The 24,601-nt window shown below is 65.3% G+C and carries 22 protein-coding genes and 1 pseudogene; 8 read left to right on the forward strand and 15 right to left on the reverse strand.

What is annotated here, in order from left to right; translation table 11 throughout:
* Nucleotides 1-249 precede the first annotated feature (249 nt).
* Nucleotides 250-771, reverse strand: coding sequence for a hypothetical protein (locus RM96_RS03240; RefSeq protein WP_039007630.1), 522 nt, complete (start codon nt 769-771; stop codon nt 250-252).
* 604 nt (nt 772-1,375) lie between these two features.
* Nucleotides 1,376-2,347 carry a Bug family tripartite tricarboxylate transporter substrate binding protein gene (locus RM96_RS03245; RefSeq protein WP_052279289.1) on the reverse strand — a complete coding sequence of 324 codons (972 nt, stop codon included), beginning with the start codon at nt 2,345-2,347 and terminating at the stop codon, nt 1,376-1,378.
* 285 nt (nt 2,348-2,632) lie between these two features.
* Between RM96_RS03245 and RM96_RS03250 the strand changes: the two genes are divergently transcribed.
* Together RM96_RS03250 and RM96_RS03255 are read left to right on the forward strand one after the other, a co-directional pair.
* The gene (locus RM96_RS03250) at nt 2,633-3,631 is read left to right on the forward strand and encodes a LysR family transcriptional regulator (protein WP_039007638.1); all 999 of its coding nucleotides are present in this window, start codon (nt 2,633-2,635) and stop codon (nt 3,629-3,631) included.
* A 159-nt stretch (nt 3,632-3,790) separates the two neighbouring features.
* The gene (locus RM96_RS03255; RefSeq protein WP_039007648.1) at nt 3,791-6,520 is read left to right on the forward strand and encodes a UPF0182 family membrane protein; all 2,730 of its coding nucleotides are present in this window, start codon (nt 3,791-3,793) and stop codon (nt 6,518-6,520) included.
* A 69-nt stretch (nt 6,521-6,589) separates the two neighbouring features.
* Here the strand turns inward: RM96_RS03255 and RM96_RS03260 are convergent, their stop codons facing one another.
* The 4 genes and pseudogenes from RM96_RS03260 to RM96_RS03275 form a co-directional block, all read right to left on the reverse strand.
* A complete protein-coding gene (locus RM96_RS03260) occupies nt 6,590-7,642 on the reverse strand; it encodes a porin (RefSeq protein ID WP_039007658.1) in 1,053 nt (350 codons plus the stop codon).
* A 40-nt stretch (nt 7,643-7,682) separates the two neighbouring features.
* The gene (locus RM96_RS03265; protein ID WP_039007661.1) at nt 7,683-8,462 is read right to left on the reverse strand and encodes a cyclase family protein; all 780 of its coding nucleotides are present in this window, start codon (nt 8,460-8,462) and stop codon (nt 7,683-7,685) included.
* A gap of 25 nt (nt 8,463-8,487) precedes the next feature.
* On the reverse strand, nt 8,488-9,015 hold the full coding sequence (locus tag RM96_RS03270) for a flavin reductase family protein (RefSeq protein WP_052279290.1): 528 nt from the start codon (nt 9,013-9,015) through the stop codon (nt 8,488-8,490).
* Nucleotides 9,002-10,120 (reverse strand): annotated as a pseudogene (locus tag RM96_RS03275) (LLM class flavin-dependent oxidoreductase). The gene RM96_RS03270 and the pseudogene RM96_RS03275 overlap by 14 nt, the downstream one beginning before the upstream one ends.
* 83 nt (nt 10,121-10,203) lie before the next feature.
* On the opposite strand from RM96_RS03275, the gene RM96_RS03280 reads away from it, so the two are divergent.
* The 3 genes from RM96_RS03280 to sorB all read left to right on the forward strand — a co-directional run bounded on the left by RM96_RS03280 (nt 10,204) and on the right by sorB (nt 13,068).
* Nucleotides 10,204-10,794, forward strand: coding sequence for a winged helix DNA-binding protein (locus RM96_RS03280; protein ID WP_052279291.1), 591 nt, complete (start codon nt 10,204-10,206; stop codon nt 10,792-10,794).
* A 341-nt stretch (nt 10,795-11,135) separates the two neighbouring features.
* The gene (sorA, locus tag RM96_RS03285; protein ID WP_052279292.1) at nt 11,136-12,398 is read left to right on the forward strand and encodes a SorA family sulfite dehydrogenase catalytic subunit; all 1,263 of its coding nucleotides are present in this window, start codon (nt 11,136-11,138) and stop codon (nt 12,396-12,398) included.
* Nucleotides 12,399-12,408: 10 nt separating this feature from the next.
* Complete coding sequence (gene sorB / locus RM96_RS03290; RefSeq protein WP_039007662.1) at nt 12,409-13,068, forward strand: SorB family sulfite dehydrogenase c-type cytochrome subunit; 660 nt, start codon at nt 12,409-12,411, stop codon at nt 13,066-13,068.
* 25 nt (nt 13,069-13,093) lie between these two features.
* Here sorB and RM96_RS03295 read toward each other — a convergent pair whose 3' ends face one another.
* On the reverse strand, nt 13,094-13,960 hold the full coding sequence (locus RM96_RS03295) for a pirin family protein (RefSeq protein ID WP_039007664.1): 867 nt from the start codon (nt 13,958-13,960) through the stop codon (nt 13,094-13,096).
* Between the two features lie 178 nt (nt 13,961-14,138).
* Between RM96_RS03295 and RM96_RS03300 the strand changes: the two genes are divergently transcribed.
* Entirely contained in the window at nt 14,139-15,044 is a 906-nt protein-coding gene (locus RM96_RS03300) for a LysR family transcriptional regulator (protein ID WP_039007665.1), read from the forward strand.
* Between the two features lie 46 nt (nt 15,045-15,090).
* Here RM96_RS03300 and RM96_RS03305 read toward each other — a convergent pair whose 3' ends face one another.
* The gene (locus RM96_RS03305) at nt 15,091-15,717 is read right to left on the reverse strand and encodes an acyloxyacyl hydrolase (protein WP_238587061.1); all 627 of its coding nucleotides are present in this window, start codon (nt 15,715-15,717) and stop codon (nt 15,091-15,093) included.
* A 253-nt stretch (nt 15,718-15,970) separates the two neighbouring features.
* Here RM96_RS03305 and RM96_RS03310 point away from each other — a divergent pair, with 253 nt between their 5' ends.
* Nucleotides 15,971-17,545 carry a mechanosensitive ion channel family protein gene (locus RM96_RS03310; RefSeq protein WP_238587063.1) on the forward strand — a complete coding sequence of 525 codons (1,575 nt, stop codon included), beginning with the start codon at nt 15,971-15,973 and terminating at the stop codon, nt 17,543-17,545.
* Nucleotides 17,546-17,554: 9 nt separating this feature from the next.
* On the opposite strand, the gene RM96_RS40665 is transcribed toward RM96_RS03310, so the two are convergent.
* The 6 genes from RM96_RS40665 to RM96_RS03335 all read right to left on the reverse strand — a co-directional run bounded on the left by RM96_RS40665 (nt 17,555) and on the right by RM96_RS03335 (nt 22,562).
* Nucleotides 17,555-17,854 carry an aldehyde dehydrogenase family protein gene (locus tag RM96_RS40665; RefSeq protein WP_152624029.1) on the reverse strand — a complete coding sequence of 100 codons (300 nt, stop codon included), beginning with the start codon at nt 17,852-17,854 and terminating at the stop codon, nt 17,555-17,557.
* Complete coding sequence (locus tag RM96_RS03315) at nt 17,743-18,792, reverse strand: aldo/keto reductase (protein ID WP_039007666.1); 1,050 nt, start codon at nt 18,790-18,792, stop codon at nt 17,743-17,745. Before RM96_RS03315 ends, RM96_RS40665 begins: the two co-directional genes overlap by 112 nt.
* A 59-nt stretch (nt 18,793-18,851) precedes the next feature.
* The gene (locus RM96_RS03320; protein WP_039007667.1) at nt 18,852-19,967 is read right to left on the reverse strand and encodes an alkene reductase; all 1,116 of its coding nucleotides are present in this window, start codon (nt 19,965-19,967) and stop codon (nt 18,852-18,854) included.
* Nucleotides 19,968-19,994: 27 nt separating this feature from the next.
* On the reverse strand, nt 19,995-20,801 hold the full coding sequence (gene dkgB / locus RM96_RS03325; RefSeq protein ID WP_039007669.1) for a 2,5-didehydrogluconate reductase DkgB: 807 nt from the start codon (nt 20,799-20,801) through the stop codon (nt 19,995-19,997).
* Nucleotides 20,802-21,003: 202 nt separating this feature from the next.
* Entirely contained in the window at nt 21,004-21,327 is a 324-nt protein-coding gene (locus tag RM96_RS03330; RefSeq protein ID WP_039007671.1) for a MoaF-related domain-containing protein, read from the reverse strand.
* 32 nt (nt 21,328-21,359) lie between these two features.
* Nucleotides 21,360-22,562 carry an MFS transporter gene (locus RM96_RS03335; protein WP_039007704.1) on the reverse strand — a complete coding sequence of 401 codons (1,203 nt, stop codon included), beginning with the start codon at nt 22,560-22,562 and terminating at the stop codon, nt 21,360-21,362.
* A 103-nt stretch (nt 22,563-22,665) separates the two neighbouring features.
* On the opposite strand from RM96_RS03335, the gene RM96_RS03340 reads away from it, so the two are divergent.
* Nucleotides 22,666-23,592, forward strand: coding sequence for a LysR family transcriptional regulator (locus tag RM96_RS03340; RefSeq protein WP_039007673.1), 927 nt, complete (start codon nt 22,666-22,668; stop codon nt 23,590-23,592).
* Nucleotides 23,593-23,683: 91 nt separating this feature from the next.
* Here the strand turns inward: RM96_RS03340 and RM96_RS03345 are convergent, their stop codons facing one another.
* The gene (locus RM96_RS03345; RefSeq protein ID WP_039007675.1) at nt 23,684-24,592 is read right to left on the reverse strand and encodes an ATP adenylyltransferase family protein; all 909 of its coding nucleotides are present in this window, start codon (nt 24,590-24,592) and stop codon (nt 23,684-23,686) included.
* Nucleotides 24,593-24,601 lie beyond the last annotated feature (9 nt).

The raw sequence follows: 24,601 nt of genomic DNA on the forward strand, positions 1-24,601 counted from the left end.
CTGCAACCAGTCCTGCTCAAGCCAGCATGTTCGTCTTACCTTGCAAACCGGGGCGCGTTCATATAAGTAGGTCGCCCGGCAGGGCGAAACCGGGCCGTAGACCTTCGACAGTGGCCAGCCAAGACCCCATCCCCGCAATCCCCCGAAGCCCCTATCCTTTCGCGCCCCAATCCGGGAATAAAACGAATCGCCCGGCGGTATACGGGCCAGCGAGGTACTGCGTCAGGACGAGCACGTGGCGCACACGCACTACGAATCCGTCAGGAAATCTGGAATCACCTGGGTAAGCCGCAAGACCCCCGCGGGGTCGAAGTAGAAATTCATCGTCGCATACTCCTGCCCGTCCTCCGAAAACCGGTAGCCCCATACCTCGCGATGCATGAGGGGAAAGCGGCTGATCTCGGCAGGCTTCCCGAAGCGGGTCAGAACGTCGCGCGTGGTCCATTCACCGATCCTGGCCTGGCCGAATTCCTCGGCGCTCAGCATCTGCCGGACACTGACAACCCGCCCGTCGGGCCCGATGTCCGCCGCCCATCTGGTCTCGCCCGGCTCGGGATACATCCAGCGCCGGGAGCCATCCGACAATTGGTAGACTTCGCGCGGCGCGCCGAGCCGGGCCTGAAGCTCTGCCTCGCTCGTGCCGGGCGCAACGGATTGCCACGCCGGGGCCGCGCAGCCGGCTGCGAGGGCAGCTGCAGCCAGCGCCAGCAACCGCCTTGCAATGCGCGGGCGTGCCAGCCGCGCGGGCTTCGTTGAGAGATGGGGAATCATGATGGGTCTCCGTCAGCAATGATGGGAAGCGCTGCCAGGCGCGCCGCACAGGCGCAACACCGCACCGCGATCCGTGGTGGCAATACCCGCAGCGAAGGGTGACAAGATGGGTGCCAGGTACCGGCTCTGCGCCTGCAAGCGGCACCTTGCCCGGTGCGATCTGCCCGGAGTCCATTGCCCGCTCCCTCGCTTACCTGCCCGCCTTTGCGAATCAGCCTCCGGAATAGAGGTCGCATTGCGCTGGCGTGATGCACGAGGAGGTGGATGGGGCCGGATCGAGTTGCGCGCAGCCGCTCGTTGCCAGAGCAAGATACGTAGCGCAGAGCATGAGTGTGATTCTCGCGAATGGCATGATGGTCTCCTGTATGGCCGCGATACACGTGCCGCGGCGCTGCCGCCTTGCTCATTCGGAAGCAGCGCCGGCACCTGTATAACTGCGACTCGGGAGAAGTTATTCGCGCGAACGTTTGCCACACGGCTTTTCGGGCCGGGAGGCGTTGACACGCCGGAAGAGAGCAGGCGACAGCGGAATGCCGCCGCCAGACGGAGGGAAGGCGCGAGGCCGCTACACAGCCGGCACCTCAAAGGCCCTTGAGGTCCCGGATCAGTTCGTGACGATGCGGGCTTGCTGGACGATTTCCCGCCAGTGCGGAACCTCCTGCCGGATCGTGGCTGCCATCGCTTCAGGCGTGCCGGTACTGATCACCCTGCCTACCTGCTCAAAGCTTGCACGAATGTCGGCGGACTCCATCACTGCGGCCAGCTCCCTGTTCAGCCGGTTGACGATCGGCGCTGGCAGGCCCCGCGGCGCGACCACGCCGACCCACACCGCATCGAAGCCCTTCCAGCCCAGTTCGGCCAGGGTGGGCGTATCCGGCAATACGGCGAGGCGCCGCGTGCCGGTAATGGCCAGCGGGCGGAGCTTGCCGGCGCGAATCTGCGGCAGCATGGGCGCCACCCCCTCGAGCAGGACATCGACCTCCCCGCTCATCACAGCCATCGTCGCGGCAGGGCCCTTGTACGGTATGTGCTGGATATCGACACGCGCGGCGAATTTCAACTGCTCCATGTAGAGGTGTGTCGGCGTGCCGTTTCCTGGCGAGCTGTAGCGAAGCTGGCCGGGATTGGCCCTGGCGGCGGCGATCAGCTCTTCCAGCGACCTTATCGGCAGCGAGGGGCGCACGACCAGCACCTGCGGCCCCCTGAACAGGATGCCGATAAACGAGAAGTCTTGTACGGGATCGTACGGCAGGCTCGCAAACAGGCTTGGGCCGCCACTCATCTGCACGGAATGGACCATGCTCAGGGTGTAGCCATCGGGGGCGCTCTTCTTCACCGCGTCAAGCGCGGCGATGCCGCCTGCCGAGGGATGGTTCTCGACGATGACGAGCTGCTGCAGCGCCGCCGCAAGCTTGTCCGCGACCTGCCGCGTGACGACATCCATCACGCTGCCGGGCGCACTGCCATTGACGAAACGGATCGGCCTGGACGGGTACGGCTGCGCCAGCGCACCACAGGCCGCCGCACCGAACAGGATGGCCGCAAGGTAGCGAGCTAAGGGATAGCGCAAGAACATGGCGAGCCTCATTGTGCCTGGCAGAGCGTTTTGTATTCGATACGGGCGGCATGGAAAGACCCGGTATCGCTGACCGCGCCGTGCCCCATGGATCACCTGCCAGGCTCACCCACTTCTGGGCGCGTCCCAGCCGCCTGCTCCGGCCACCGGCGATGCGGCAGCCTGAGCGGTGTCTTCAATCTAGGTGCTGACCGTGGTGACGTCGACAACCCACCACGCATTCCACCTGTGCGAGAATTTCACGAATCATTGGAGTCCTCGTGCCCGGGCGGGCTGGAGCTCAGCATGGACCGGATTCGCCGCTTCGAAATGTTCGTACGGGCCGCTGACACCGGCAGCTTCGTGGCGGCGGCGCGCTCGCTCGAACTCACGCCATCTGCCGTGAGCCGCGGGATTGGCGAGCTGGAAAAGCTACTGGGCGCTGCGCTCTTTCATCGCAATACGCGCAACCTCCAGCTTACCGAGGACGGCCAACGGCTCTACCATCAGGTGATTGACCTGCTGGAACGGCTGTCCGTGCTGGAAAGCAGCGTGACGCCGCGCAAGGGCAGTATCGACGGAACCGTTCGGGTAGGTCTGTCGGCAGCGCTGAACCGGCATGTGGTGATGCCAGGGCTGGGGCCTTTCCTTGGGAGCCATCCCGCACTGCGCCTTGAATTCCGCATGACCCAGGACGCCCGTGCACTGCGCGCGGAGAACATCGACATCCTGCTGCACGTGGGCGAGCCGCCGCCGTCGAGCCTGGTCGCCGTACGTCTCGGGCAGGGCCGCCCCCATGTCTACGGCTCGCCAGGCTACCTGCGGCATGCGGGCGAGCCGCTCGACCCGGACGATCTGGCCGCTCATCGCTGCCTGGTGTACCGGCCGCCCTGGCTGCATCAGCCAATCCAGACCTGGACGTTCGAGCGGGACGGCATGCGCAAGTCCATCCAGGTAACACCCGCGCTGGTGAGCGACGACCGCGAGGGCCTGCTGACCGGCGCCATCGCCGGTGCCGGCCTGATCTACCTGGCCGCCTTCGATCCCGCGCTGATCGTCTCGGGACAACTGCGCCGGGTCTTGCCGGACTGGTCGTGCGCGAACAGCTTCAACATCTATGCCATGTACCGCCGTGGCTCCAGCCGGGTGCCCCGGGTGGCCGCGTTCCTGCAGTTCCTGCGCGAGGCATTCATGGACTTCGACCCGCAAGAGATCACGATCGCCCATGCGTCGCTGGCAAACGGCGCGCTGGCGCTGCCGGCCGGGCTTCCGCCAAATCCCGGCGCCAGAGGCGTTGCCACCTGATCGCCTCGCCTACAATTGTTTCAGGCTGCACGAATTGACGATAACCGTCGCTTTGCTGCGGTGCGGCTATCGCAGTGGTGCAGGCCACCCATTCAGCCGCGCCAGCGAAAGATCCGCGGCGGCGGTCGCGGATGACGGTGCGGCAAAGGAGCATGATCGATGCGCTCGCCAGCAGGGGACAGTACGCGCCTGAGACGCCTTGCGACGTGGGTGGTGGCCGTCATCGTCGCGCTGATCGTCATCGGCCGCGTCACCGGCCTCCTTGTCGACTGGCTGTGGTTTGCCTCGGTCGGATATCCCGGCGTCTTCCGCACGATTTTCCTCACCCAGGCCCTGCTCTTCCTTTCCGTCCTTGCCGCTTCGGCGGGCGCGCTCTGGCTGTCGGGATGGCTGGCGCACCGGTACGCAAGGCAGCCTGAAAGCTGGCAACCGGAAGTCGTTGGCGAACTGGCCGGCGAACTCGCGACGCGCATCCCCTGGCGCGCCGCCATTGCCGGTGTTGCCATCCTGGTCGGGCTGTTCATGGCGGCCGCCGAGCTGCCGAGCTGGGACATCGCGCTTCGCTTCGTCAACCAGGTGCCCTACGGCAAGGCCGACCCGGTCTTCGGCAAGGACATCGGCTTCTATCTCTTCTCGCTGCCGGCCTGGCTGGCGCTCAGGAACTGGCTGCTCCTGCTGGTGTGCGGCTGCGCCGTGGTTGCCGGCGTGGTCTACGGGCTGCGCGGCGATATCGCGATCATCCAGGCGCCGCGCGGCCTCACGCGGGCGGCTGCCACCCATGGTTCAGCGTTGCTCGGCCTGTTCTTCGCGCTGCAGGGGTGGTCCTACTGGCTCGACCGCTTCCTGCTGCTCTATGGCGACAACGACGTCGTGGTCGGCGCCGGCTATACCGATGTGCATGTCGGGCTGCCGGTCCTGTGGCTGCTGTCCGGCCTGAGCGCTGCCGCCGCACTCGCTTCGTGGGCCAATATCCGGTGGCGCGGCTATCTGATCCCCGCGGGCTCCGCACTGATGGTGCTCGGTGGCTCGGCACTGATCGGCACGATCTACCCCGCGCTGTTCCAGCGATTCTATGTCAAGCCGAATGAACTGCAGCTGGAAACGCCCTACCTCGAACAAAATATTGCGCTGACGCGCGAAGCCTATGGCCTGGCCCGGATCGAGGTAAAGCCGTTTCCGGTCGTTCAGGACCTGAATCTCGCCACGCTCCAGGCCAATCGCCCGACCATCGACAACATCCGCCTGTGGGACCTGCAGCCGCTGCGCGATACCTACGCGCAGTTGCAGGAGATCCGGACCTACTACAAATTCCTCGCCACGGACATCGACCGCTACCAGCTCGACGCCGGCTACCAGCAGGTCATGCTGTCGGCGCGCGAGCTCGAGCCGTCGCTGATTCCCTCCAATGCACAGACTTGGGTGAACCTGCATCTGCTGTTCACCCATGGCAATGGCGTGGTGATGTCGCCGGTGACCGAGAAATCCGCCGAAGGCCTCCCTTCCCTCTATCTGCGTGACATTCCTCCTGTGTCGAAAGGCGGCCCGCTCATTCGCGAGCCGCGTCTCTATTTTGGTGAAGGCGACAAAGGCGACTATGTCATCGTCAACGGCAGCGTGCCGGAATTCGACTACCCGAAGGGCAAGGACAACGTTTATACGAGCTACCGGGGAAAGGACGGCATTGCCGTCGGCAGCATGGCGCGACGGACGCTCTTCGCCTGGCAGCTCGACGATGCCAACATCCTGCTTTCCGGCTACATCACGCAGGAAAGCCGCATCCTGCTACATCGCAACATCCAGGACCGCGTGCGCACGATTGCCCCGTTTCTCCGGCTCGACCGCGACCCCTACATCGTCGCGAGCGGCGGGCGTCTTTTCTGGATCCAGGACGCCTACACCACCAGCCGCTGGTTTCCCTACTCCCAGCCCGGCAGCGGCGGCACCAACTACATCCGCAACGCCGTCAAGGTGGTGGTCGATGCCTACGACGGCACGGTCGGCTTCTACATCAGCGATCCCGCCGACCCGATCCTGCGGACTTACCAGCGCATCTTTCCGGGCATGTTCAAGCCGCTGGGTGCAATGCCGCAAGACCTGCAACGGCATATCCGCTACCCCGAGGACCTGTTCCTGGTCCAGGCGCAGATCTACCGCGCGTACCACATGGAAACGGCAGAAGTATTCTACAACCGCGAGGACCTCTGGGAGTTCCCGCGCCAGGTCACCGGCATGGACGCGGGGAACCCGCCAGGCGCACGGATGATGCCCTACTACATGATCGTGCGGCTGCCGGGAGAACCGCGTGCCGAGTTCATCCTGATGCTGCCGATGGTGCCCAGCCAGCGCGAGAACATGATTGCTTGGCTGGCGGCGCGTTCCGATCCTCCCGACTACGGCAAGCTGGTCGTCTACGCGTTCCCGAAGGACACGCTGGTCTACGGGCCGTTCCAGATCGAGGCGCGCATCCAGCAGAATACGGAGATCTCGCAGCAGATTTCGCTGTGGAACCAGATGGGTTCGCGCGTGATCCGCGGCCATCTGCAGGTGGTGCCCATCGAGAACTCCATTCTCTACATCTCCCCGCTCTACCTGCGCGCGGAGTCAGGCCAGTTGCCCGAGCTCAAGCGGGTGATCGCGGCCTATGGCGACCGCGTGGTCATGGAGGACAGCCTCGGCGCGGCCCTGGCGGCGCTCTTCAAGGAATCCGCACCGGCAGCAATGCCGCCCCGCGCTACGGCAGACGCCCGCGCTCGCGATGCGCTTGCCCACTACGACCGTGCCATCGAGCGGCTGAAGGCGGGGGACTGGAGCGGCTTCGGCGCGGAACTGGATGCGCTGCGGCCGCTGCTGGAAACGCTTGGTGGCAGGCAGACCGGCGAGAAGAAGTGACCGGCAACGCAACCCGCCGGTAAGACATGCCGTCTGCAGGCGCCCCGGTCAGGAGGCGCCCGCCTGCCCTCAGAATTTGTGACGCAGGCCGAGGCCGAACGTGTTGCCCGGATTCAGCTCGGTGACCTTGTCATAGCGCCAGGCGGCATAGACATCGGTGCGCTTGGAGAACGGGTAGTCGTAGGCCAGCGTGGTGGTATCGCGGCGGGCGGAGCCCAGCGCTTCATTGCCTGCCTGCCAGGTGCGCACCCAGGTAGCCAGCACCGAGCCCGGACCCACCGGCACGCTTGCGCCCACCTGCATGGTGCGGTCGCGCTGGCGGCTCAGCGTGCTGAAGTTGTTGTCCGACTGGGCCAGCTGGCCGAACAGCTTGACCACCTTGAAGTCGTACGACGCACCGGCCAGGTAGGCCATCTGGTAGCTGGCGCCCGTGGCGGCGAATTCCGGTGCATTCACGCCCACGCGCTGCACGGCCAGCGTAGCGCCGAAGTTGCCGTTGAAGTAGGTAGCGTTGGCGCCGTAGTTCTGCTTGCCCTGGTGCCCGGCCGATTCGCCGGTCGAATAGATGGCATTGAAGCGCAGGCCGCCGAAGCCAGGGCTCTGGTACAGCACCGAGTTGTCCCAGGCGGTGTCGCCAGCCACCGAGTTGCCCACCGGTGAGCCGGGCGCCGTGGTGTAGGTGTGCAGGAACATCGGCGAGAACACCGCGGAATCCGCCAGCGGGTTGAACAGCAGCATCGACACGAACCACGGCGTGGTGTTGCGGCCGAGCTTGATGGCGCCGAAGCCGCCGTTCAGGCCGACAAAGGCGTTGCGGCCGAACATGACGTCGCCGTCGAAGCGGCCGACCTTGCCGTTGTCCGTGCGGAAAAAGCTTTCCAGCGCGAACTCGGCGTTCAGGCCGTTGCCCAGCGCTTCCTGCCCGCCGATGCCCCAGTAGGACGTGGTCAGGCCCGAGCTTTCCACGGCGGCTGCGCTGTGTGCGTCGCCGCTGGCGCGCGTGGAGCCGACGAAGGCGTCGACCGTGCCGTAGAGCTGCACATTGCTCTGGGCATGGGCCGCGCCGGCGGCCACGCTGCCGGCGGCCGCCACAGCGGCCAGGATCCTGCGTTGATGCTTCATTGTTTCCTCTTTCTCTCTCTTGTGGACGTGTTCGTCTCTATTAGTTGGCCACCATCGCCAGCACGCGCAGCGGGCTACCTGAGCCGTTCTGGATCTTCAGCGGCGCCGCCACGATCACCGCACCGGTCGGCGGCAGCTGGTCCAGGTTCTTCAGGCATTGCAGCCCGTACTTGTTCGCACCATGCATCAGCGTGTGGCACGGGTACGGCACCGGCCACGCGTACGACTGGCCCGCATCGGTGTTGATCGTCTCCACGCCGAAGCCGTGCACGTTGCGCTCGTGGATCAACCACTCCACCGCCGCCTGCGTGGGGCCGGGCGTGTGGGCGCCGTCTTCGCGCAGGCCCAGGAATTCGGCGGGATCGGTCTTCTGGCTCCAGTCCGTGCGCAGCAGCACCCAGGCGCCTGCCGGGATGCGGCCGTGCTCGGCTTCCCACTGCTGCAGGCGTTCCACCGTCAGTACCCAGTCGGGGTTCTGAGCGACTTCCGCACTCGCATCGACCACCACTGCCGGCGCGATAAAGTTCTTCGCGTCAATGGTGTCTACCGAGTTGTGCGCGTGGTCCTTGCCCGAGATCCAGTGCACCGGCGCGTCGAAGTGGGTGCCGGTGTGCTCGCCGCACGAGAAGTTGTTCCAGTACCAGCCCGGGCCCTTCTCGTCGTACTGGCTGATGCGTTCCATCTTGAACGCCCACACCTTGCCGAACTCGGGGGGCAGCACCAGCGCCGGGAAGTCCGGCGACAGGGTCTGGGTCAGGTCGATGACCCTTACGCTGCCGCTGGCCAGCTCCGCCGCCAGTTGCATCAGGGTGTTGCTCATGGGGACTCCTTGTCCTTCTGTTCTTTCAGTTCGATGCGACCTGCAGCTGCGTGTACTTGCCCTGCCAGTACAACAACGGCGCCGGCCCTTCCTCGGCCACATGGATCGCCCGCACCCGACCGATGATCAGGATGTGCCCGTGGCGCTCCAGCAACTCCTCCGCCTCGCAGTCCATCGCCACCACCGCATCGGCCAGCACCGGCGCGCCGTCTCCGGTCAGCTGCGTCCACGCATCGCTGCCGTAGCGTGCCGCGCCCGCTTCGCCACCAAAGCCCGTGAAGCGCTGCGCCACCGCCTGCTGCTCCACGCGCAGCAGGTTCACGCCAAAGCGCCGCGTACGCTGCAGCAGCCCCGCCGACGAGCTGGTCGCCTTCATCGACGCCACCACCATCGGCGGCTCGGCCGAGAACGACGACACCGAAGTCGCGGTGAAGCCGCTGCGCTCTTCGCCGTCGGCCACCGTCACCACGCTCACCGCCCCGGCAAAGCCACGCATCGCCTGCCGGAACTGCTGCGGGATGGCCGCCAGCGGATCGTGCTTACTGGCTGCCATGTTTAGCTCCGCCGGGCTGGCGCAACCCGCGCGCCTCCAGGATCGGCAGCACCGTGTCGCGGAAGTACGGGAACTCCTTCACGTAGTCCACGAACGACAGCGTGGTGCCCTTGAACCCCGCTTCGGCCAGCGCGCAGATGCCGTCGGCCACCTGCTCGGGCGTGCCCACCAGCGGGAAGCCGCCGTGGCCCGCCGCCATGCGGTCGCGGATCAGCGCCAGCAGGTCATGCGGGAACGACTGCGCATTCGCGAACTGCAGTGCCACCAGGTTGTCCACCGCGCCCCAGTCGGCGTTGTCCTGCGCGAAGTGGCGCAGGTAATCGCGCGCTTCCTGCTCGGTCGGGCGGCACACCACGTGCGAGAACGTCAGCACTTCCACCGGCTTGTTGGCGGCTTTGGCCTTCGCCTTCAGCTCGCCCACTTCCACCTTCGAGCGCGCCAGGTCGATTGCCGGCGTGAACAGGAAGTTCGCGTTCTGGATCGCAAAGTCACGCCCCTCGCCCGAGCCCGCTGCGTTCAGGATCGGCGGACGGTCGCCGTGCCACGGCTTGGGCAGCCCGTAGATGCCCTTGAGCTGGAAGTTCTCGCCGTCGTAGTTGAACGCCCCGTCGCGCTCCCAGATCTGCTTGATGACGTCGAATCATTCCTGCGCGTACCTGTAGCGCTTGTCGTGGCCGGCCGCCAGCGGCAGGCCCAGCGCTTCGTACTCCGGGCGGTTCCAGCCCGCCACGATGTTCAGCCCCGCCCGGCCCTGCCCGATCTGGTCCAGCGTCGCGATCTGCTTGGCCACCACCGCCGGGTGGTTCGCCGCCGTGTGGATCGTCGCGAACACCGTCAGGTGCCTGGTCTGCGCCAGCAGACCTGCCGCCCAGGTGATCGTCTCCAGCACCGAACCGTGGAAGTCCGTCTCGCCGCCGTAGCCGATCCAGCGCGCGATCGGCAGCATGAAGTCGATCCCCGCCTCGTCCAGCATCTGCGCCAGCTTCGCGTTGTTCTCCCACGAGTTGTCCCAGCGCTCATCTATCTTCGTCACCGACATCCCGCCCGAGCAGTTCGTCGCAAACGTACCCAGAATGAAGTCCTTTGAGTTCAGAATTTTTCTCATGCTTATCTCCGGCAAAGTAGAATCCCAGAATCAGGCGCCGGTCACGGAAAATCCGGTACCCGCCTGTACTGCCTTGAAAATCCATGCGCAACCTGCGCGCCGACCTGACAATGCCCAAATCATCGAGTGAATCCGCGGAATCCCAGAAAACCGAGCGCACTGCCCAGCAGCACCGCTGGCATCTGGCGACGGACGATTTCGGCGTCGAGATCACGGACCTCGAGTACGCCGTCATGCGGGTTTATCAGTCGTTCCAGCGATGGCAGTCCGAGTGCCTGGCGGCCGTAACCGGTATTACGCTGAGCGGGCAGGAAAATGCCCTGCTTCACATCATCCGGATGCACGAACGGCCCAAGACCATCAAGGACTTGCTCCATATGACCAATCGTCAGGACGTGCCCAATATGCAGTACGAACTGCGCAAGCTGCTCAAGGCCGAACTGATCGACAAATATGGCAGCGCGCGCACGGGCATTTATTATTTCGCCACGGACGAAGGCATAAAGGTGTGCGACGAATTCGCCAGGCTACGCCGCGAGACATTCCTCGAGACAGCCCGGGCGGAAATCGGCCCTAAATCCGGAAACACCAAGGCGACCGGACAGCTGGAACAACTGGAAAAGGTTTACGAAATCGCTACGCGCGAAATCGCGACCTTTCACCGTCGCCGCTAGGATGATTGGTATCGGTGATACATCGGGGGCACTGTCTCCTTCATTCATGTGCAACCACATGCACATTGAATAAATAATCAAATAGAATATTTATTTTATGTATCGTACGCACGGACCTGCGGTCGCCAAGTTTTTTGCACTAGGGGAAAACACTGAGACTTGCGCCGTCATGAGCGCCGGATGCCCTGCCCTGCGAGTCATCGCCTAGAGTGGGGATGCGTACCTCGCCCCCGGTACCAGATCTACCGCAATAATCGATAGTCCTCACAAAGAAAACCAGTTTTACAGCTTGCTGCTCCGGGTGCACAGTACACACTACAAGAAGAGCCCAGGAGACTCACATGCAAGACGACAACCACCCCGCCAAACCCGCCCCCAGTCTGCTTGCACGCCCAACCCGGCGGCGCTTCGTGCGGGATGCCGGCCTCCTGGCCCTCGCCGCATCGCCGCTGGCATCGCTGGCAGCAGGCCTGGGCGATGGCGTGACGCTCGCCGATGGCCCTCGCCCCCTGGTGCGCTATCCGGGCAAGCGCCCGCTGGTCCGCGTCAGCACACGGCCGCCGCATCTGGAAACCCCGTTCACCGTGTTCAACGAGGGCCCGATCACGGCAAACGATGCCTTCTTCGTGCGCTACCACCTGGCCAACATTCCGTTGTCGGTGGATTTGTCCAGCTACCGGTTGTCCATCACGGGGCAGGTCAAGACGCCGCTGAGCCTGTCGCTTGCCGAAATCCAGCAACTGGCCGAGCCGGTGGAAGTGGTTGCGGTCAACCAGTGCTCCGGCAACAGCCGCGGCTTTTCGTCGCCGCGCGTGTTCGGCGCGCAACTGGCCAATGGCGCCATGGGCAACGCACGCTGGACCGGCGTGCCGCTGCGCAAGGTACTGGAGAAGGCGGGGGTGCTGGCCGGTGCGAAGCAGGTGACATTCAACGGGCTCGACACCCCGGTGCTGCCCAGCACGCCGGACTTCCGCAAGGCGCTCGATATCGAGCACGCCATGAGCGCCGAGCCGATGCTGGCCTGGAGCATGAACGGCAAGGACCTGCCCCTGCTCAATGGCTATCCGCTCAAGCTCATTGTGCCCGGCTATTTCGGCACCTACTGGGTCAAGCACCTGTCGGAGATCGAAGTCATCGATCATGAGTTCAGCGGCCATGACGCGTGGTTCATGACGACCGGCTACCGCGTTCCCGACAACGACTGCCAGTGCGTTGCACCCGGCACCGCGCCAGCCAAGACCCGGCCGATCTCGACCCTGGCGGTGCGCAGTTTCATTACCAGCGTGATGTCGGGAGGCGTGCTGCCCGCCGGCCGCACGACGCAGCTCAAGGGCATCGCGTTCGACGGCGGCGGCGGCATCAAGGCCGTCGATGTTTCGGTGGACGGCGGGCAGACCTGGATGGCCGCCACGCTGGGCCGCGACCTCGGCCGCTTTTCGTTCCGCGAATGGCAGTTGCCGGTCAAGTTCGACCGCAAGGGCAAGGCGGTCTTGATGGTGCGCGCCACCAACCGGCTTGGCGAGGTGCAGCCGGCCACGGCGGACTGGAATCCGGCCGGCTATCGCCGCCACGTCATTGAATCCACGCCTGTCACCATCGCCTGAGGGCCGCATCATGAAAAAAACATTCCCTACGGCATTGCTGGCGTTGGCCCTTCTGACTGGCGCTGGCGCCGCTCATGCAGCGCCAGCGGAGATCAAGCTTCCGCCGGAGACGGTCAAGCTGAAGCCCTCGAAGCTGCCCGGATACATGGTGGCCACGCAGAAATGCGCCATCTGCCATTCCGCCGACTACGTCAGCTACCAGCCGCCCGGCATGAGCCTGGTGCAGTGGACCGGCGAGATGAAGAAGATGCAGAAGGCGTATGGCGCCCCGATCAGTGACGACGAAGTCGAACAGCTCGGCGCCTACCTGGCCGTGGCGTACGGCTCGGCAAAGATCGATGACCCTGCCGTCGTCGCCGTCACGGAGAAAGCCGGCAAGCCTTCGGCCGGGACGCCGCCGACGCAGTCGGCGGGCGGCACGGTCGACGTGCAGGCGCTGCTGGCGAAGAACGCCTGCCTCAGCTGCCACAGCCTGACGCAAAAGCTGGTTGGCCCCGCGTATCACGACATCGCCGAAAAATACAAAGCCGACCCGCAGGCGCAGTCGAAGCTGGAGGCCAGCATCCGCGGCGGCAGTACCGGAAAATGGGGCGCTGTGGCCATGCCGCCGTTCGCCGGATTGCAGCCGGACGAAATCAAGGCGCTGGCCGAGTTCGTCCGCAAGCAGTGAGGTAGCCCGCGAAGGCATGGCCCCCCTACGGGGCCATGCGGCCAAAGCGCCCGCTGTTGAAGCCGGTGAACGCCTGCGCGATTTCCGCTTCGCTGTTCATGACGAACGGGCCGTAGCCTACGATCGGCTCGTCGATCGGCTCGCCGCTCAGCAGAAGCGCCATCGTGTCGCTGCCGGCCTCAAGGGTCATGCCTTTCCCGGCGCCGTCCAGCACCACCATCTGCGCATCGCGCACAGTCGCCTCGTTGTTGACCACCACGCTGCCGCGCAGCACCACCAACGCGGTATGCCAGCCCTCGGGCAGGTCGAGCGTGGCAATGCCGCCGCGATCGAGACGCAGGTCCCAGACATGCATCGGCGAAAAAGTACGGGCCGGCCCGGTATGGCCGCCATACTCGCCGGCAATCACGCGCACGCTTCCCGCCCCGTCCGGCAGCGGAACGACGGGAATGTCGCGGTCCACGATCGCCTGGTAGCCGGGCTCGGTCATCTTGTTCCTGGCAGGCAGGTTGACCCAGAGCTGCAGCATTTCCAGCGGGCCGCCGGTCCGGCTGAAATCGGGGGAATGGAATTCCTCGTGCAGGATGCCCGAGCCAGCCGTCATCCACTGCACGTCGCCGGGACCGATGACGCCGCCCTGCCCGGTCGAGTCGCGATGCGCGACTTCGCCCTTGTAGACGATCGTCACGGTCTCGAAGCCGCGGTGCGGGTGCTGGCCAACGCCGCGCGGCTTTTGCGTGGGCGTGAAGTCGGCCGGGCCGGCGTAGTCGAGCAGCAGGAACGGGCTGAGCTGCTTGCCATGGCTCTGGTACGAGAACATCGAACGCACGGGAAAACCGTCGCCCACCCAGTGCGAACGCGGTGCGCTGTAAACGCCAAGAATGCGCTTCATGCCGATCTCCTGTGACCGCCCCGCCGAATCGCCCCATCCCTGAAACGGGGGGCGAATGCGCGGACCAGCAATTGCATCGAATCCAATGGAACGAGCATAGGCGCCGCGCGGCAGGCCGGGTAGTCTGCTAAATTGCGCCTCACTGTCCTGTTTCCGGAACGATGTTCCCTCCCTCCCCGTGCAAGATCTGAACGACCTCTACTACTACGTCCAGGTTGCGGACCATGGCGGTTTTGCGCAGGCAGGCCGCGCGCTGGGCATGCCGAAATCCAGGCTCAGCCGGCGCATCGCGCTGCTCGAGGAACGGCTGGGCGTGCGCCTGATCCACCGCTCGACCCGCCAGTTCGCCGTCACCGAGATCGGCAGGTCGTACTACGAACACTGCAAGGCGATGCTGGTGGAGGCCGAAGCGGCGCAGGAGGCGATCGAGCTGACGCGCGCCGAGCCGAGGGGGATTGTCCGCATCGCCTGTCCGGTCGCGCTGTTGCAGGCGCATGTGGGCGCCATGCTGGCCGAATTCATGGCCATGCATGCCCACGTCACGCTGCACCTGGAAGCCACCAACCGGCGCGTCGATCCGGTGGGCGAGGCCATCGACGTGGCCATCCGCGTGCGCCCCCCGCCGCTGCAGGACGCCGACCTGGTGATGCGCGTGCTGACCGAGCGTGGCCAGTGCCTCGTAGCGAGCCCGGCGCTGCTCGCGCGGCTGGGGACGCCGGCAGCGCCGGCCGGGCTGGCCGACTGGCCCAGCCTCGGCCTTGGCACGCCGCAGCAGGACCATGTCTGGCAACTGTTCGGCCCGGATGGCGCGCAGGCCGAGATCCACCACCGCCCGCGCTACGTCACCGGCGACATGATCGCCATGCGCGGCGCCGCTGTCGCCGGCGTAGGCGTGTGCCAGCTCCCGGTGATGATGGTGCGGGACCAGCTGGCGGCCAGAACGCTGGTGCCCTTGCTGCCGGCGTGGCGCCCGCGCAAGGAAATCATCCATGCCGTGTTTCCGTCGCGCCGGGGGCTGCTGCCCGCGGTGCGGATGCTGATCGACCATCTGGCCGAGCGCTTCGCGGCGTTCGAAGAAGAGTAGCCATCCGATGGGCCCAAGGGGCGCCAGGGTTTCTGGCAGCGCTCCGTCAGAACCGGTAGCGCACGTAGCCCATGCTGAAGTTCGTCCCCGGGTTGGGCTCCTTGATACCGGCATTGGACAGGTGCTGGAAGCGGTAGCCCGCCGAAAAGCGCCGTCCCTTGCCGAACGCCACCCCGACGCCGACCATGTCCGCGAACTGAAACGCCGAACCCATGCGATGCCCGTCTGCGATCTCGGTGTGGCTCAGCACGTGAAAACCCACTGACGCTTCGAGGTACGGCGTCGCATACTCGCCCTCATAGTTCAGCCGGAAGATCGGCGACACGCCGAACTCCATCAGCTGGCTCGACGGTTCGTGCGACAGGGCCCGCCAGTTGGCGATATTCAGCTCGCCGTCGAGGGCCAGCGAGAAACGGCTCGACAACTGCCATTGCACAATGTCCTCCCACCGGCCGGCAACTTCATACTTCTCAACGCCATGACCGTTGTCACGGGCGTATCCGGCCTGCATTGAGAAAGTCGCTGCGCCGGTCGCGGCAGGCAGCGTGGCAAGGCACGCTGCGAGGGGGAATGCGGCTGCAGTTTGCAGAAGACCACGTGGTTCTTTTTGTTTTCCTGCTGGCATTTTCATTCTCTCGGCAGTGCTCTCTGCGCGGCGTTCCGACGCCGCCATGATTTCCGGGTTCACGGCGCAGGAGAATAGCAGCGGTACAGTTTTTTGGTAGCCCGCCTGGTGCGAACACTGCGTTCCAGCGCCGGAACAATGCCCACATGCGAAGCGCCCGCAAGACAAGCGTGTGATTGACGATTCGTTCGGTTCGTTTGCGCGCCGGCCGCGCGCGACTGCCTCAGGTAGCGCGTTCGGGCGCTACCGCAGGCTTGTGTGCCGCGGCCGCTTCGTCTGTCATGCCGGAGCCGGCCAGATCGTGAAACGATTGAGAATTGGTGTGGTCGGCTATATGCTTGGACAACCCGGCGAGGATCGGCTCGACGGCATCAGCCAGGTCTTGCTGAACGCATACAAGGAATCGAGCGCCATGGCATATCTGCTGGACCCGCTGTTTCTCGGCCTGTGCGTCGTCATCTGCGATGTCCTCGCCTGGCGCCTCATCCGCCCGGATCACACGCGGCTGCGCCTGGTTGCCCGCCTGGCATTGTTCGCCCTCCTGACCAGCGTGCTTGTGCAGGGCGGCATGATGCCGCTCGATGCTGCTCCATGGCCTGACCAGCCGGTCCGGCATTTTCCTGCGCAGGCACTGGAAATCATCTGGTGGTTGCTTGGCGCCCGGGTCCTGACCATCCTGCTGGGCGCGCTGTTCCTGCCCCAGGCCTGGCAAGGCGAGCGCCTGTTCCAGGACGTACTTGGCGCGCTGATCTTCGTGGCTGCGGCCGTCGCGGCCATCGCCTATGTGCTGGAGCTTCCGGTAACCGGGCTGCTGGCCACCTCAGGCGCGTTGGCCATCATCGTCGGGCTGGCCGTTCAGAGCACGCTGAGCGACGTGTTCTCGGGTCTGGTGCTGAACGCCACCCAGCCGTACCACCCGGGCGACCTGGTATCCATCGACGGTATCGACGGGAAAGTGCTGGAGATCAACTGGCGGGCCACGCATCTCCTGAGCGCGCAGGGCAACCTGATCGTGATCCCGAACAATGCCACGGCGCGCGCCAGGATCACCAACTTCAGCCGGCCATCGGAGCTGCATGGCGTCAGCGTGACCATCGAGGTGACGCCGGAAGCGCGCCCCCAGCGGGTGCTTGACGCGCTCGACCGCGCACTCAAGGGTTGCAGGGTCGCCCTGTCCAGGCCCGAGCCGTCGGTCACGGTCAAGCGCATGGGCGCAAATGCTGTTGAGTACGAAATGACCTGCTACGTGGCTTCGATGGCGAACAAACCCGCCGCGGCCAACCAGCTTTTCGATCTTGCCCACCGGCACCTGGCGTCGGCCGGCATCGACCTGCGCCCGCTCGCCGTTCCCTACGGCAAACCTGCAGCTTCGGATCGCCGCCTGCGGCTGCTTTCGACAGTGAGCATCTTCCAGGCGCTCGATGACGCCGACCTGTCGCAACTGGCCGAGCGACTGTCCCGGCATGAATATGAACCCGGGCAACCCGTTGTGGCCAGTACCGATGTCACCGACTACCTGTTGCTGGTGGACACAGGCGTCCTCTCCGTCGCTGCAACGCAGAATGGCCAGAACGTCGAAGTCGCGCGCCTCGGGCCTGGTGACGCGTTCGGCGAGTCCGGGGTGCTCGCCGGCATTCCGATGCAGGTCGCCATCACGACCATGACCGGCGCCGTGCTCTATCGGCTGGACAAGACCGACCTCACGCCGATCCTCCAGGCACGCCCGGAAGTTGGATCGGGGATGTGCCGCCTGCTCTCCGAGCACAAGGAATCGAACGATGCGCTCGCGCGGATGCGCGTCCCGCCGGACGCGCAGAAGGTGGGCATCCTGCAATGGCTTCAGGCAAAGATGCACGCCCTCCACGATATGGCCTAGTCCGCCGATTCATTGAAATGGAGGTGAAGGACCTGTCATGCGGGATACAGCGCCAGGGAGGAGCAGGGTTTCGGATTGCACACGACCGATGCCGATATACGCCAGGCCATGGGCCGGTTGCCGTTCGTCCACCACGGGGCCGATGTCGGTGCCCGCCTTTAGCGCGTGGTCGATCTTCAGTCTCTGCAGGCGCGCCTTCACAGCATCGACGAAGGCGTCATGGATGCCTTCGTCGCAGACGTTGCCTCGGCGCCGGACGGCGTCGGTGCATTCCCGGCGATCAGGCCTTCTGCCTTGAGCGTATCCCACAGCTCCGCGGGGATCGGCGCCGCTGCCAGTTGCAGGTTCTCGCTGATGCGATCGGGCCGGCTCGCGCCGGGAATCGCGCCAGCGACGGCCGGATGCGCAAGCGAGAACTGCAGCGCGACCGCCTTGATGTCGACGCCGAACCGATCGCAGATCTGCCGGATGCGCGCGACGCGTTCGAGCATTTCCGGCGACGCAGGCTGATACTCGAAGTGCTGGCCACCGGCAAGCACGCCGGAGTTGTAGGGGCCGCCGACGATGATGCCGAGTCCGCGCGCTTCGCTGGCCGGCATCAGTCGCGCGAGCGCGTCGGCGTGATCCAGCAGCGTGTAGCGTCCCGCGAGCAGGAATCCATCCGGATCGGCGCGGTCGAGCGTGAGTTCGCACGGCTCGATGCGGTTCACGCCGAGCCCCCAGCCCTTGATGACCTTTTCATCGCGCAAGCGCGTCAGGGCCTTGGCGGCGCCCGACATGGCGACTTCAAACACGTCGCGCCACTGCTCGCCGTGGAAGTCGACGGCCGGGTCGTGAATCCACACGGTGTCGAGCCGGTCGGTGCGCAGCCGCTTGAGGCTTGCTTCGATCGAGCGCAGCGTGCCGTCTTCGGTGTAGTCGTAGACGATCTTGTTCGGCAGGCCGTGCTGGAACAGGCCACCCTTCTCGCCCAGATCGCGTTGCGAGGCGTCTTCGTGTTCGTCGAGGATCAGGCGGCCGACTTTCGTGCCGATTGCATATGCATCGCGCGGGCGGCCCGCGAGCGCTTCACCGAGCCGAAGCTCGGCCAGACCGGCTCCATACAGCGGCGCGGCGTCAAAATAGCGGATGCCGTTTTGCCAGGCGGCGTCCACAGTGGCCAGTGCTTCTTCTTGCGGAATGTCCCGGTACATATTGCCGAGCGGCGCGGTGCCAAAGCCCAGGCGGGATGGAAGTGTGATTCTCATGGGAATTCTCAAGGGATCGGTCGATGAACGGCGAACGCCGTCATCGGCTGTTGTTGGGTTCAGGCAGCCGCCGCGGCCAGCGTCGGGTAATCGGTCAGGCCACGTGCGCCGCCGCCGAACAGCGTGTTGCGGTCGTGCAGCGCGAGCGGTGCACCGGTGCGCAGTCGCTCAGGCAGGTCGGGGTTCGCAACGAACGGACGGCCGAAGGCAACCAGATCGGCCCAGCCCGCGGCAATCGCTTCGCGGGCGCGTTCGGCCGTGTACCTGCCGGCATAGATCAGCACGCCGGGGTACGCCGCGCGCAGCTTCTGCTTGAATTCCACCGGCATCAGCGGCGCATCGTCCCAGTCCGCTTCGGCAATGTGGATGTAGCCGACGCCGAGACCGGCGAGCAGCCTGGCAGCGGCGAGGTACGTGGTTTCCGGATCGTCGTCGACGCAACCGTTGAGCGTGGTCAGTGGTGCCAGCCGGATGCCGACGCGGGACGCATCGCCGGCGCCTTCGATCAGCGCCTGCGTGACGTCGTCGAGAAAGCGCAGCCGGTTCTCCAGCGAGCCGCCGTAGGCATCCGTGCGCGTGTTGGCCTGCGAGTCGATGAACTGGTTCACGAGGTAGCCGTTGGCGCCATGTAGCTCGACGCCGTCAAAGCCCGCTTCGATAGCGTTGCGGGCCGCGGCGCGGTACTGATCCACGACATCGCGGATCTCGTCGATGGTCAGTGCGCGCGGTTCCGATGTCTCGACAAACCCGGGCACGCCATCGCCCTCACCCGCGATGAACACGTTCACGCCCTTGGCCTGCACGGGCGACGACGACACCGGCTGCTGGCCACCAAGCAGGCTCGTGTGGCTCAGCCGGCCGACGTGCCAGAGCTGCGCAAAGATGCGGCCGCCGACAGCGTGCACGGCGTCGGTGACCTTGCGCCAGCCGGCTACCTGGTCAGGCGTATAGATGCCGGGCGTCCACGCATAGCCCTTGCCGAGCGGCGCGATGGTGGTGCCTTCGCTGACGATGAGGCCGGCGCTCGCACGCTGTGCGTAATACGCGGCCATCAGGTCGTTGGCAACATCGCCGGGCTGGCTGGCGCGCGAACGCGTCATCGGCGGCATCACGATGCGGTTCGGCAGCGTCAGCGCGCCGAGTCGCAGCGGTTGAAACAGAGGGTCTTGGATCATGATGTGTGTCCTGTCTGAGCCGCGCGTTCAATCCCACTGGGCGGCAAGGCCGTCCGGGCTGACTTCGCGGCCGTTGCGTTCCAGCGCGGCAATCTGCGCCATATTGTCGTCGGTCAGGCGCAGCGTTTGGGCGAGCAGGTTGCTGGCGAGGTTTTCGCGCTTGGTGGATGACGGGATCACCGAGAAGCCGCGCTGCAGCGCCCAGGCGAGCACCACTTGCGCAGGGGTCGCCTGATGGCGTTGCGCGATCGCGCCGATCACCGGGTCGCCCAGCACCTTGCCGTAGGCCAGCGTCATGTACGACGTGACGTGGATGCCTTCGCTCTGCAGGAAGTCGACCAGCTTGTGGTTCTGCAGATACGGGCTCAGCTCGATCTGGTTGGTCGCAATCGCGTCCTTGCCGACGGCGGCCATCGCCTGCCGCGTCAGTTCGATGTTGAAGTTCGAGATACCGATCTGCCGCGCCAGGCCCTTCGCCTTCGCGTCCGCCAGCGCGGTCATGAATTCCTCGACGGACACGCCGTTGCCGGGCGCAGGCCAGTGGATCAGCGCCAGGTCGACGTAGTCGGTGCGCAGCTTCGCGAGGCTTTCCTCGAGGCTCGGTACGAGCTTGTCCTGCGCATAGTGGTCGACCCAGATCTTCGTCGTCAGGAACAGGTCGTCGCGGCGCACGCCGGAAGCAGCGATCGCCTCGCCCACTTCGGCCTCGTTGCCGTAGATCTGGGCCGTATCGATCGCACGGTAGCCGACCTCGAGGCCGTTGCGGACCGAGTCGATGACAACCTGGCCTTGCAGGCGGAACGTGCCGAGGCCGAAAGCGGGAATCTTGCTCATCATGTGCTCCTTGGTGTGGATGGATCGGTTCGATCTGTCAGGCATTCTGGGTTTTTAGACTGATGAAATAAACGCCGCTAGCGGACAAACATATGTGATTTGAGATCAAGTATGGAAACGCACCGGTCCCGGCAGCTCGATGACGATGCTGAAGCCCCCGCGCGTCAGGTTTTCGAGTGGGGTCGGCTTGATCGACGTCCGCTCAGAGCGCGCGCAGGCTGCCTTCGAGCCGATAGAAGTCGAGCGACGGCGCAGTGAAGAACGAGCGCGACGTACCGGCCGCGAAATCATCAAGATGCACGACGGTGGCCCGGTCGGCCTCCTGCCACGAAATCGCATAGATCTCGCCAGCAACATGCTGCCAGGTGCAGGCGACTTCGCCCTTCGCGCCCGCGAAAGCGCCTTCGGTAATCTCGTAGCGCATATGGATGCCGTCGTCGGCGTACGCGTTGATCGCGGTGAGCCCGTCGTAGCGGACCTCGAAGCGCTTGCCGGCAAACGGCGGACGATGGATCGGTGCGTTCATGATGGTGATCTCCGGGGTAAATGGGACAGCGTTCAGTGGGCAAGTTCGACGGGTTCTGCCGTGCGTCGGGGCAGGCCCTGGCGCTGGTCAAGCGTGCCGCTCAGCCCGGTCAGCGCGAACGCGCCGAGCGTCACGGCTGCCGCGATCCACGGCGTGTGGCCAAGGCCGACGTGCGCGACGATCAGCCCGCCGAGCGACGAGCCGCCTGCGACGCCGAGGTTAAAGGCGGCGATGTTGAAGCCCGATGCGACGTCGGTGGCGTCCGGCGCGAAATGCCGCGCCTGCTTGACGACGTAGACCTGCAGGCCCGGTACGTTGCCGAATGCGACTGCGCCCCATGCGAGCATCGTCAGCACCGCGAGCCATGCGTGGTGGATGGTGTACGTCAGCGCGAGCAGCACCACGGCGAGCAGCAGGAAGATCCGCTTGAGGGCCTTGACGGGGCCGACGCGATCCGCGAGCCTGCCGCCCCAGACGTTGCCGAACGCGACCGACACGCCGTAGCCGACGAGCACGAGGCTGACCTGCGACGGCGTGAAACCGGCGATCTGCTCGAGCAACGGCGCCATGTAGGTGAAAGCGATCAGCGAGCCGCCGTAGCCGACTGCCGTCATTGCGAACACGAGCAGCAGGCGCGGCTGCGCCAGCACACGGAACTGCCGGGCGAGCGGCGCGGGCTCGGTGAGCGCCAGGCGGCGGGGCACGAAGGCGAGCGCGCCGACAAAGGCAACGAGACCGAACAGCGCGACGATCAGGAACGTCGCACGCCAGCCAAAGTGCTGGCCGATGAAGGTGCCGAGCGGAATGCCCGCAACGAACGCGACGGTCATGCCGCTGAACATGGTCGCGATCGCACTCGCCGCCTTGTCTTTCGGAACGAGCGTCGTCGCGATGATCGAGCCGACAGAGAAGAACACGCCGTGCGCCAGGCCGGTGAGAATGCGGGCGACGATCAGCGATTCGTAGCTGGGCGCTTGCCATGCGACGAGGTTGCCGACGGTGAAGAGCGCCATCAGTGCGGCGAGCAGCGTCTTGCGCGGCACGCGGCCGGTGAGCGCGGTGAGGAGCGGCGCGCCGACGGCGACGCTGAGCGCATAGAGACTGACGAGCAGGCCCGCGGAGGGCAGGCTCACGCCGAGATCGGACGCGATCGTCGGGATCAGCCCGACGATCACGAATTCGGTGGTCCCGATGGCGAATGCGCTGATCGTCAGCGCAAGCAGGGCGAGTGGCATGATGGGCATCCGTGGGTCCGGTGAGAATGGACCGCAGTCTGCCCGCTTTACTTTTGCAGAAAAACCGGTCTATAAACGAAATTATTTTGATTTCAAATCAACAATGAAAGTCACGCTCGACGAACTCCAGGCATTCGCGACGGTGGTCGACACGGGTTCGATCACCGCGGCCGCGGAGCAGCTCGATCTCACCGTGTCCGCGACGAGCCGCACGCTCGCGCGGCTCGAGGAAAAGCTGAAGACTACGCTGCTGCGCCGGACCACCCGCCGCCTGGCGTTAACCGAGGAAGGGCAGGCATTCCTGCAGAATGCGCGGGCGATCATCAATTCGGTCGAAAGTGCGGAAGAGCAGATGCTCGCGCGGCGCGAGAAGCCATCAGGGCGCTTGCGAATCGACGGCGCGTCGCCGTTCATGCTGCACGTGATCGTGCCGCTCGTGCGCGGCTATCGCGAACAGTTTCCCCAGGTGGAGCTGGAGCTGAACAGCAATGAAGGCATCATCGATCTGCTCGAGCGGCGCACCGATGTCGCGATCCGGATCGGCCGCCTGAAGGATTCGACGCTGCACAGCCGGTTGATCGGCAACAGCCGGCTGCGCATTCTCGCCAGTCCCGAATATCTCGACGCGCACGGTCAGCCGCGCAAGGTCGAGGATCTCGGCAAGCATGCGCTGCTCGGCTTCAATCAGCCCGAGTCGCTGAACGTGTGGCCGATACTCGACACAGACGGCGAGCCGTACCGGATCGCGCCGGCCGTGTGGTCATCGAGCGGAGAGACGCTCAGGCAGCTCGCGCTCGAAGGGGCCGGTATCGTCTGCCTGTCGGATTTCATGACCGCGCAGGACCGCGAATCCGGGCGTCTGGTGCAGATCCTCGCGCGCCACACGCAGGACGTGCGGCAACCCATTCAAGCCGTCTATTACCGGAACACGGCGATTTCGTCGCGGATTGCGTCGTTCGTCGATTATCTGATCAAAGCGCTCGGCGGCAAGACCCCCGCGCGGCGCGCGGCGACATGGACGGATCAATGACGGACGCTCGAGACGCATCTCCCTTCCGAAGCCTGGAGGCACGCGCAACGCGTAGCTCGCCACTTCCCTCGCCAGGCAGCCGTTTGGCGCCTTACGGCCCCCGTTTGAACGGGCCATACTCCGCGGCACGCCCGAGGATGTTCATCGGACCAATGCTGCCGATGGTCCGCATCTGCGCTGCGTCGCGAGCGAACAGCGAGCCGGCATATCCCAGCGCATTGACCGAAATGCCTTCGACGCATTCCCTGGATCTCGGCACCAGCAGCAGCCCCTCGGACATGACCAGCAGGTTGTAGGGTGCCGACTGGCGCAGTTCGCCATCGAGGTCGACCGCATCGACACCGACAGCCGCAAGCAGCGACCGATAGCGCTCCCATGCCATGCGTGCCATCTGGTCCATCGGCGCCACGGACAGATCCAGTGGCGCGAATGCATGCGGAAATGCCAGGCCAGCTACGGTACCGGTACTGCCGGCGATACGCGCCGATGCCAGCAACGGGCTGATCGGCATTGGCGGCCCGTCCTCCGCGAGCGGCAGCGGCACGATCTGCAGATGCTTGTGGCTCTGGCTCGCCCCTGCCGCCTGCCCGCCGTTGTAGAAGCCGACGCTCGCGAATTCCCCCATGCACGCCAGCAGCGCACCGAAGTCCGCCACGGTCAGCAAGGATTCCTGCGCTTCGAAGAGTCGGGTGATGACAAGCAGGTGGTGGTCGATGACATTGAACTTGTTGAGCAATGCCACGTGGGTATCGGAGATCTCCGCGACAAACAGTTTGGGGTCATACGGCAGGAACGGATTTCCCCCTGCACTGCCGCCCCGGCGCGCCTTGTCCTTGCGGGCCAGGCTGGAGACCTGCCGCACAAGGAACCGCACGCCGCCGTCTTCGATCGTCGACTGGACCGTCTCGATCGGGCACAACGCCCCGATCCGCAAGGCATGTGCGGTTTGCCGCATGACGGCCGGCCATAGCGTGCCTGGCTGAAGGTGGGAGTTGGGCATGGTCCGGCT

This window comes from Cupriavidus sp. IDO, assembly GCF_000812465.1.
In the GTDB taxonomy this organism is placed as follows: Bacteria; Pseudomonadota; Gammaproteobacteria; order Burkholderiales; family Burkholderiaceae; genus Cupriavidus.

Excerpts from the sequence above, each read along its gene's own strand:
- RM96_RS03295 (WP_039007664.1), bottom strand. The coding sequence starts at position 13,960 with ATGAAGCGCATTCTTGGCGTTTACAGCGCACCGCGTTCGCACTGGGTG.
- RM96_RS03315 (WP_039007666.1), bottom strand. The coding sequence starts at position 18,792 with ATGAGAATCACACTTCCATCCCGCCTGGGCTTTGGCACCGCGCCGCTC.
- RM96_RS03270 (WP_052279290.1), bottom strand. The coding sequence starts at position 9,015 with ATGGCAGCCAGTAAGCACGATCCGCTGGCGGCCATCCCGCAGCAGTTC.
- sorB (WP_039007662.1), top strand. The coding sequence starts at position 12,409 with ATGAAAAAAACATTCCCTACGGCATTGCTGGCGTTGGCCCTTCTGACT.
- RM96_RS03250 (WP_039007638.1), top strand. The coding sequence starts at position 2,633 with ATGGACCGGATTCGCCGCTTCGAAATGTTCGTACGGGCCGCTGACACC.
- RM96_RS03335 (WP_039007704.1), bottom strand. The coding sequence starts at position 22,562 with ATGCCACTCGCCCTGCTTGCGCTGACGATCAGCGCATTCGCCATCGGG.
- RM96_RS03330 (WP_039007671.1), bottom strand. The coding sequence starts at position 21,327 with ATGAACGCACCGATCCATCGTCCGCCGTTTGCCGGCAAGCGCTTCGAG.
- sorA (WP_052279292.1), top strand. The coding sequence starts at position 11,136 with ATGCAAGACGACAACCACCCCGCCAAACCCGCCCCCAGTCTGCTTGCA.
- RM96_RS03305 (WP_238587061.1), bottom strand. The coding sequence starts at position 15,717 with ATGGCGGCGTCGGAACGCCGCGCAGAGAGCACTGCCGAGAGAATGAAA.
- dkgB (WP_039007669.1), bottom strand. The coding sequence starts at position 20,801 with ATGAGCAAGATTCCCGCTTTCGGCCTCGGCACGTTCCGCCTGCAAGGC.
- RM96_RS03320 (WP_039007667.1), bottom strand. The coding sequence starts at position 19,967 with ATGATCCAAGACCCTCTGTTTCAACCGCTGCGACTCGGCGCGCTGACG.
- RM96_RS03265 (WP_039007661.1), bottom strand. The coding sequence starts at position 8,462 with ATGAGCAACACCCTGATGCAACTGGCGGCGGAGCTGGCCAGCGGCAGC.
- RM96_RS03280 (WP_052279291.1), top strand. The coding sequence starts at position 10,204 with ATGCGCAACCTGCGCGCCGACCTGACAATGCCCAAATCATCGAGTGAA.
- RM96_RS03240 (WP_039007630.1), bottom strand. The coding sequence starts at position 771 with ATGATTCCCCATCTCTCAACGAAGCCCGCGCGGCTGGCACGCCCGCGC.
- RM96_RS03260 (WP_039007658.1), bottom strand. The coding sequence starts at position 7,642 with ATGAAGCATCAACGCAGGATCCTGGCCGCTGTGGCGGCCGCCGGCAGC.
- RM96_RS03340 (WP_039007673.1), top strand. The coding sequence starts at position 22,666 with ATGAAAGTCACGCTCGACGAACTCCAGGCATTCGCGACGGTGGTCGAC.
- RM96_RS03255 (WP_039007648.1), top strand. The coding sequence starts at position 3,791 with ATGCGCTCGCCAGCAGGGGACAGTACGCGCCTGAGACGCCTTGCGACG.
- RM96_RS03245 (WP_052279289.1), bottom strand. The coding sequence starts at position 2,347 with ATGTTCTTGCGCTATCCCTTAGCTCGCTACCTTGCGGCCATCCTGTTC.
- RM96_RS03345 (WP_039007675.1), bottom strand. The coding sequence starts at position 24,592 with ATGCCCAACTCCCACCTTCAGCCAGGCACGCTATGGCCGGCCGTCATG.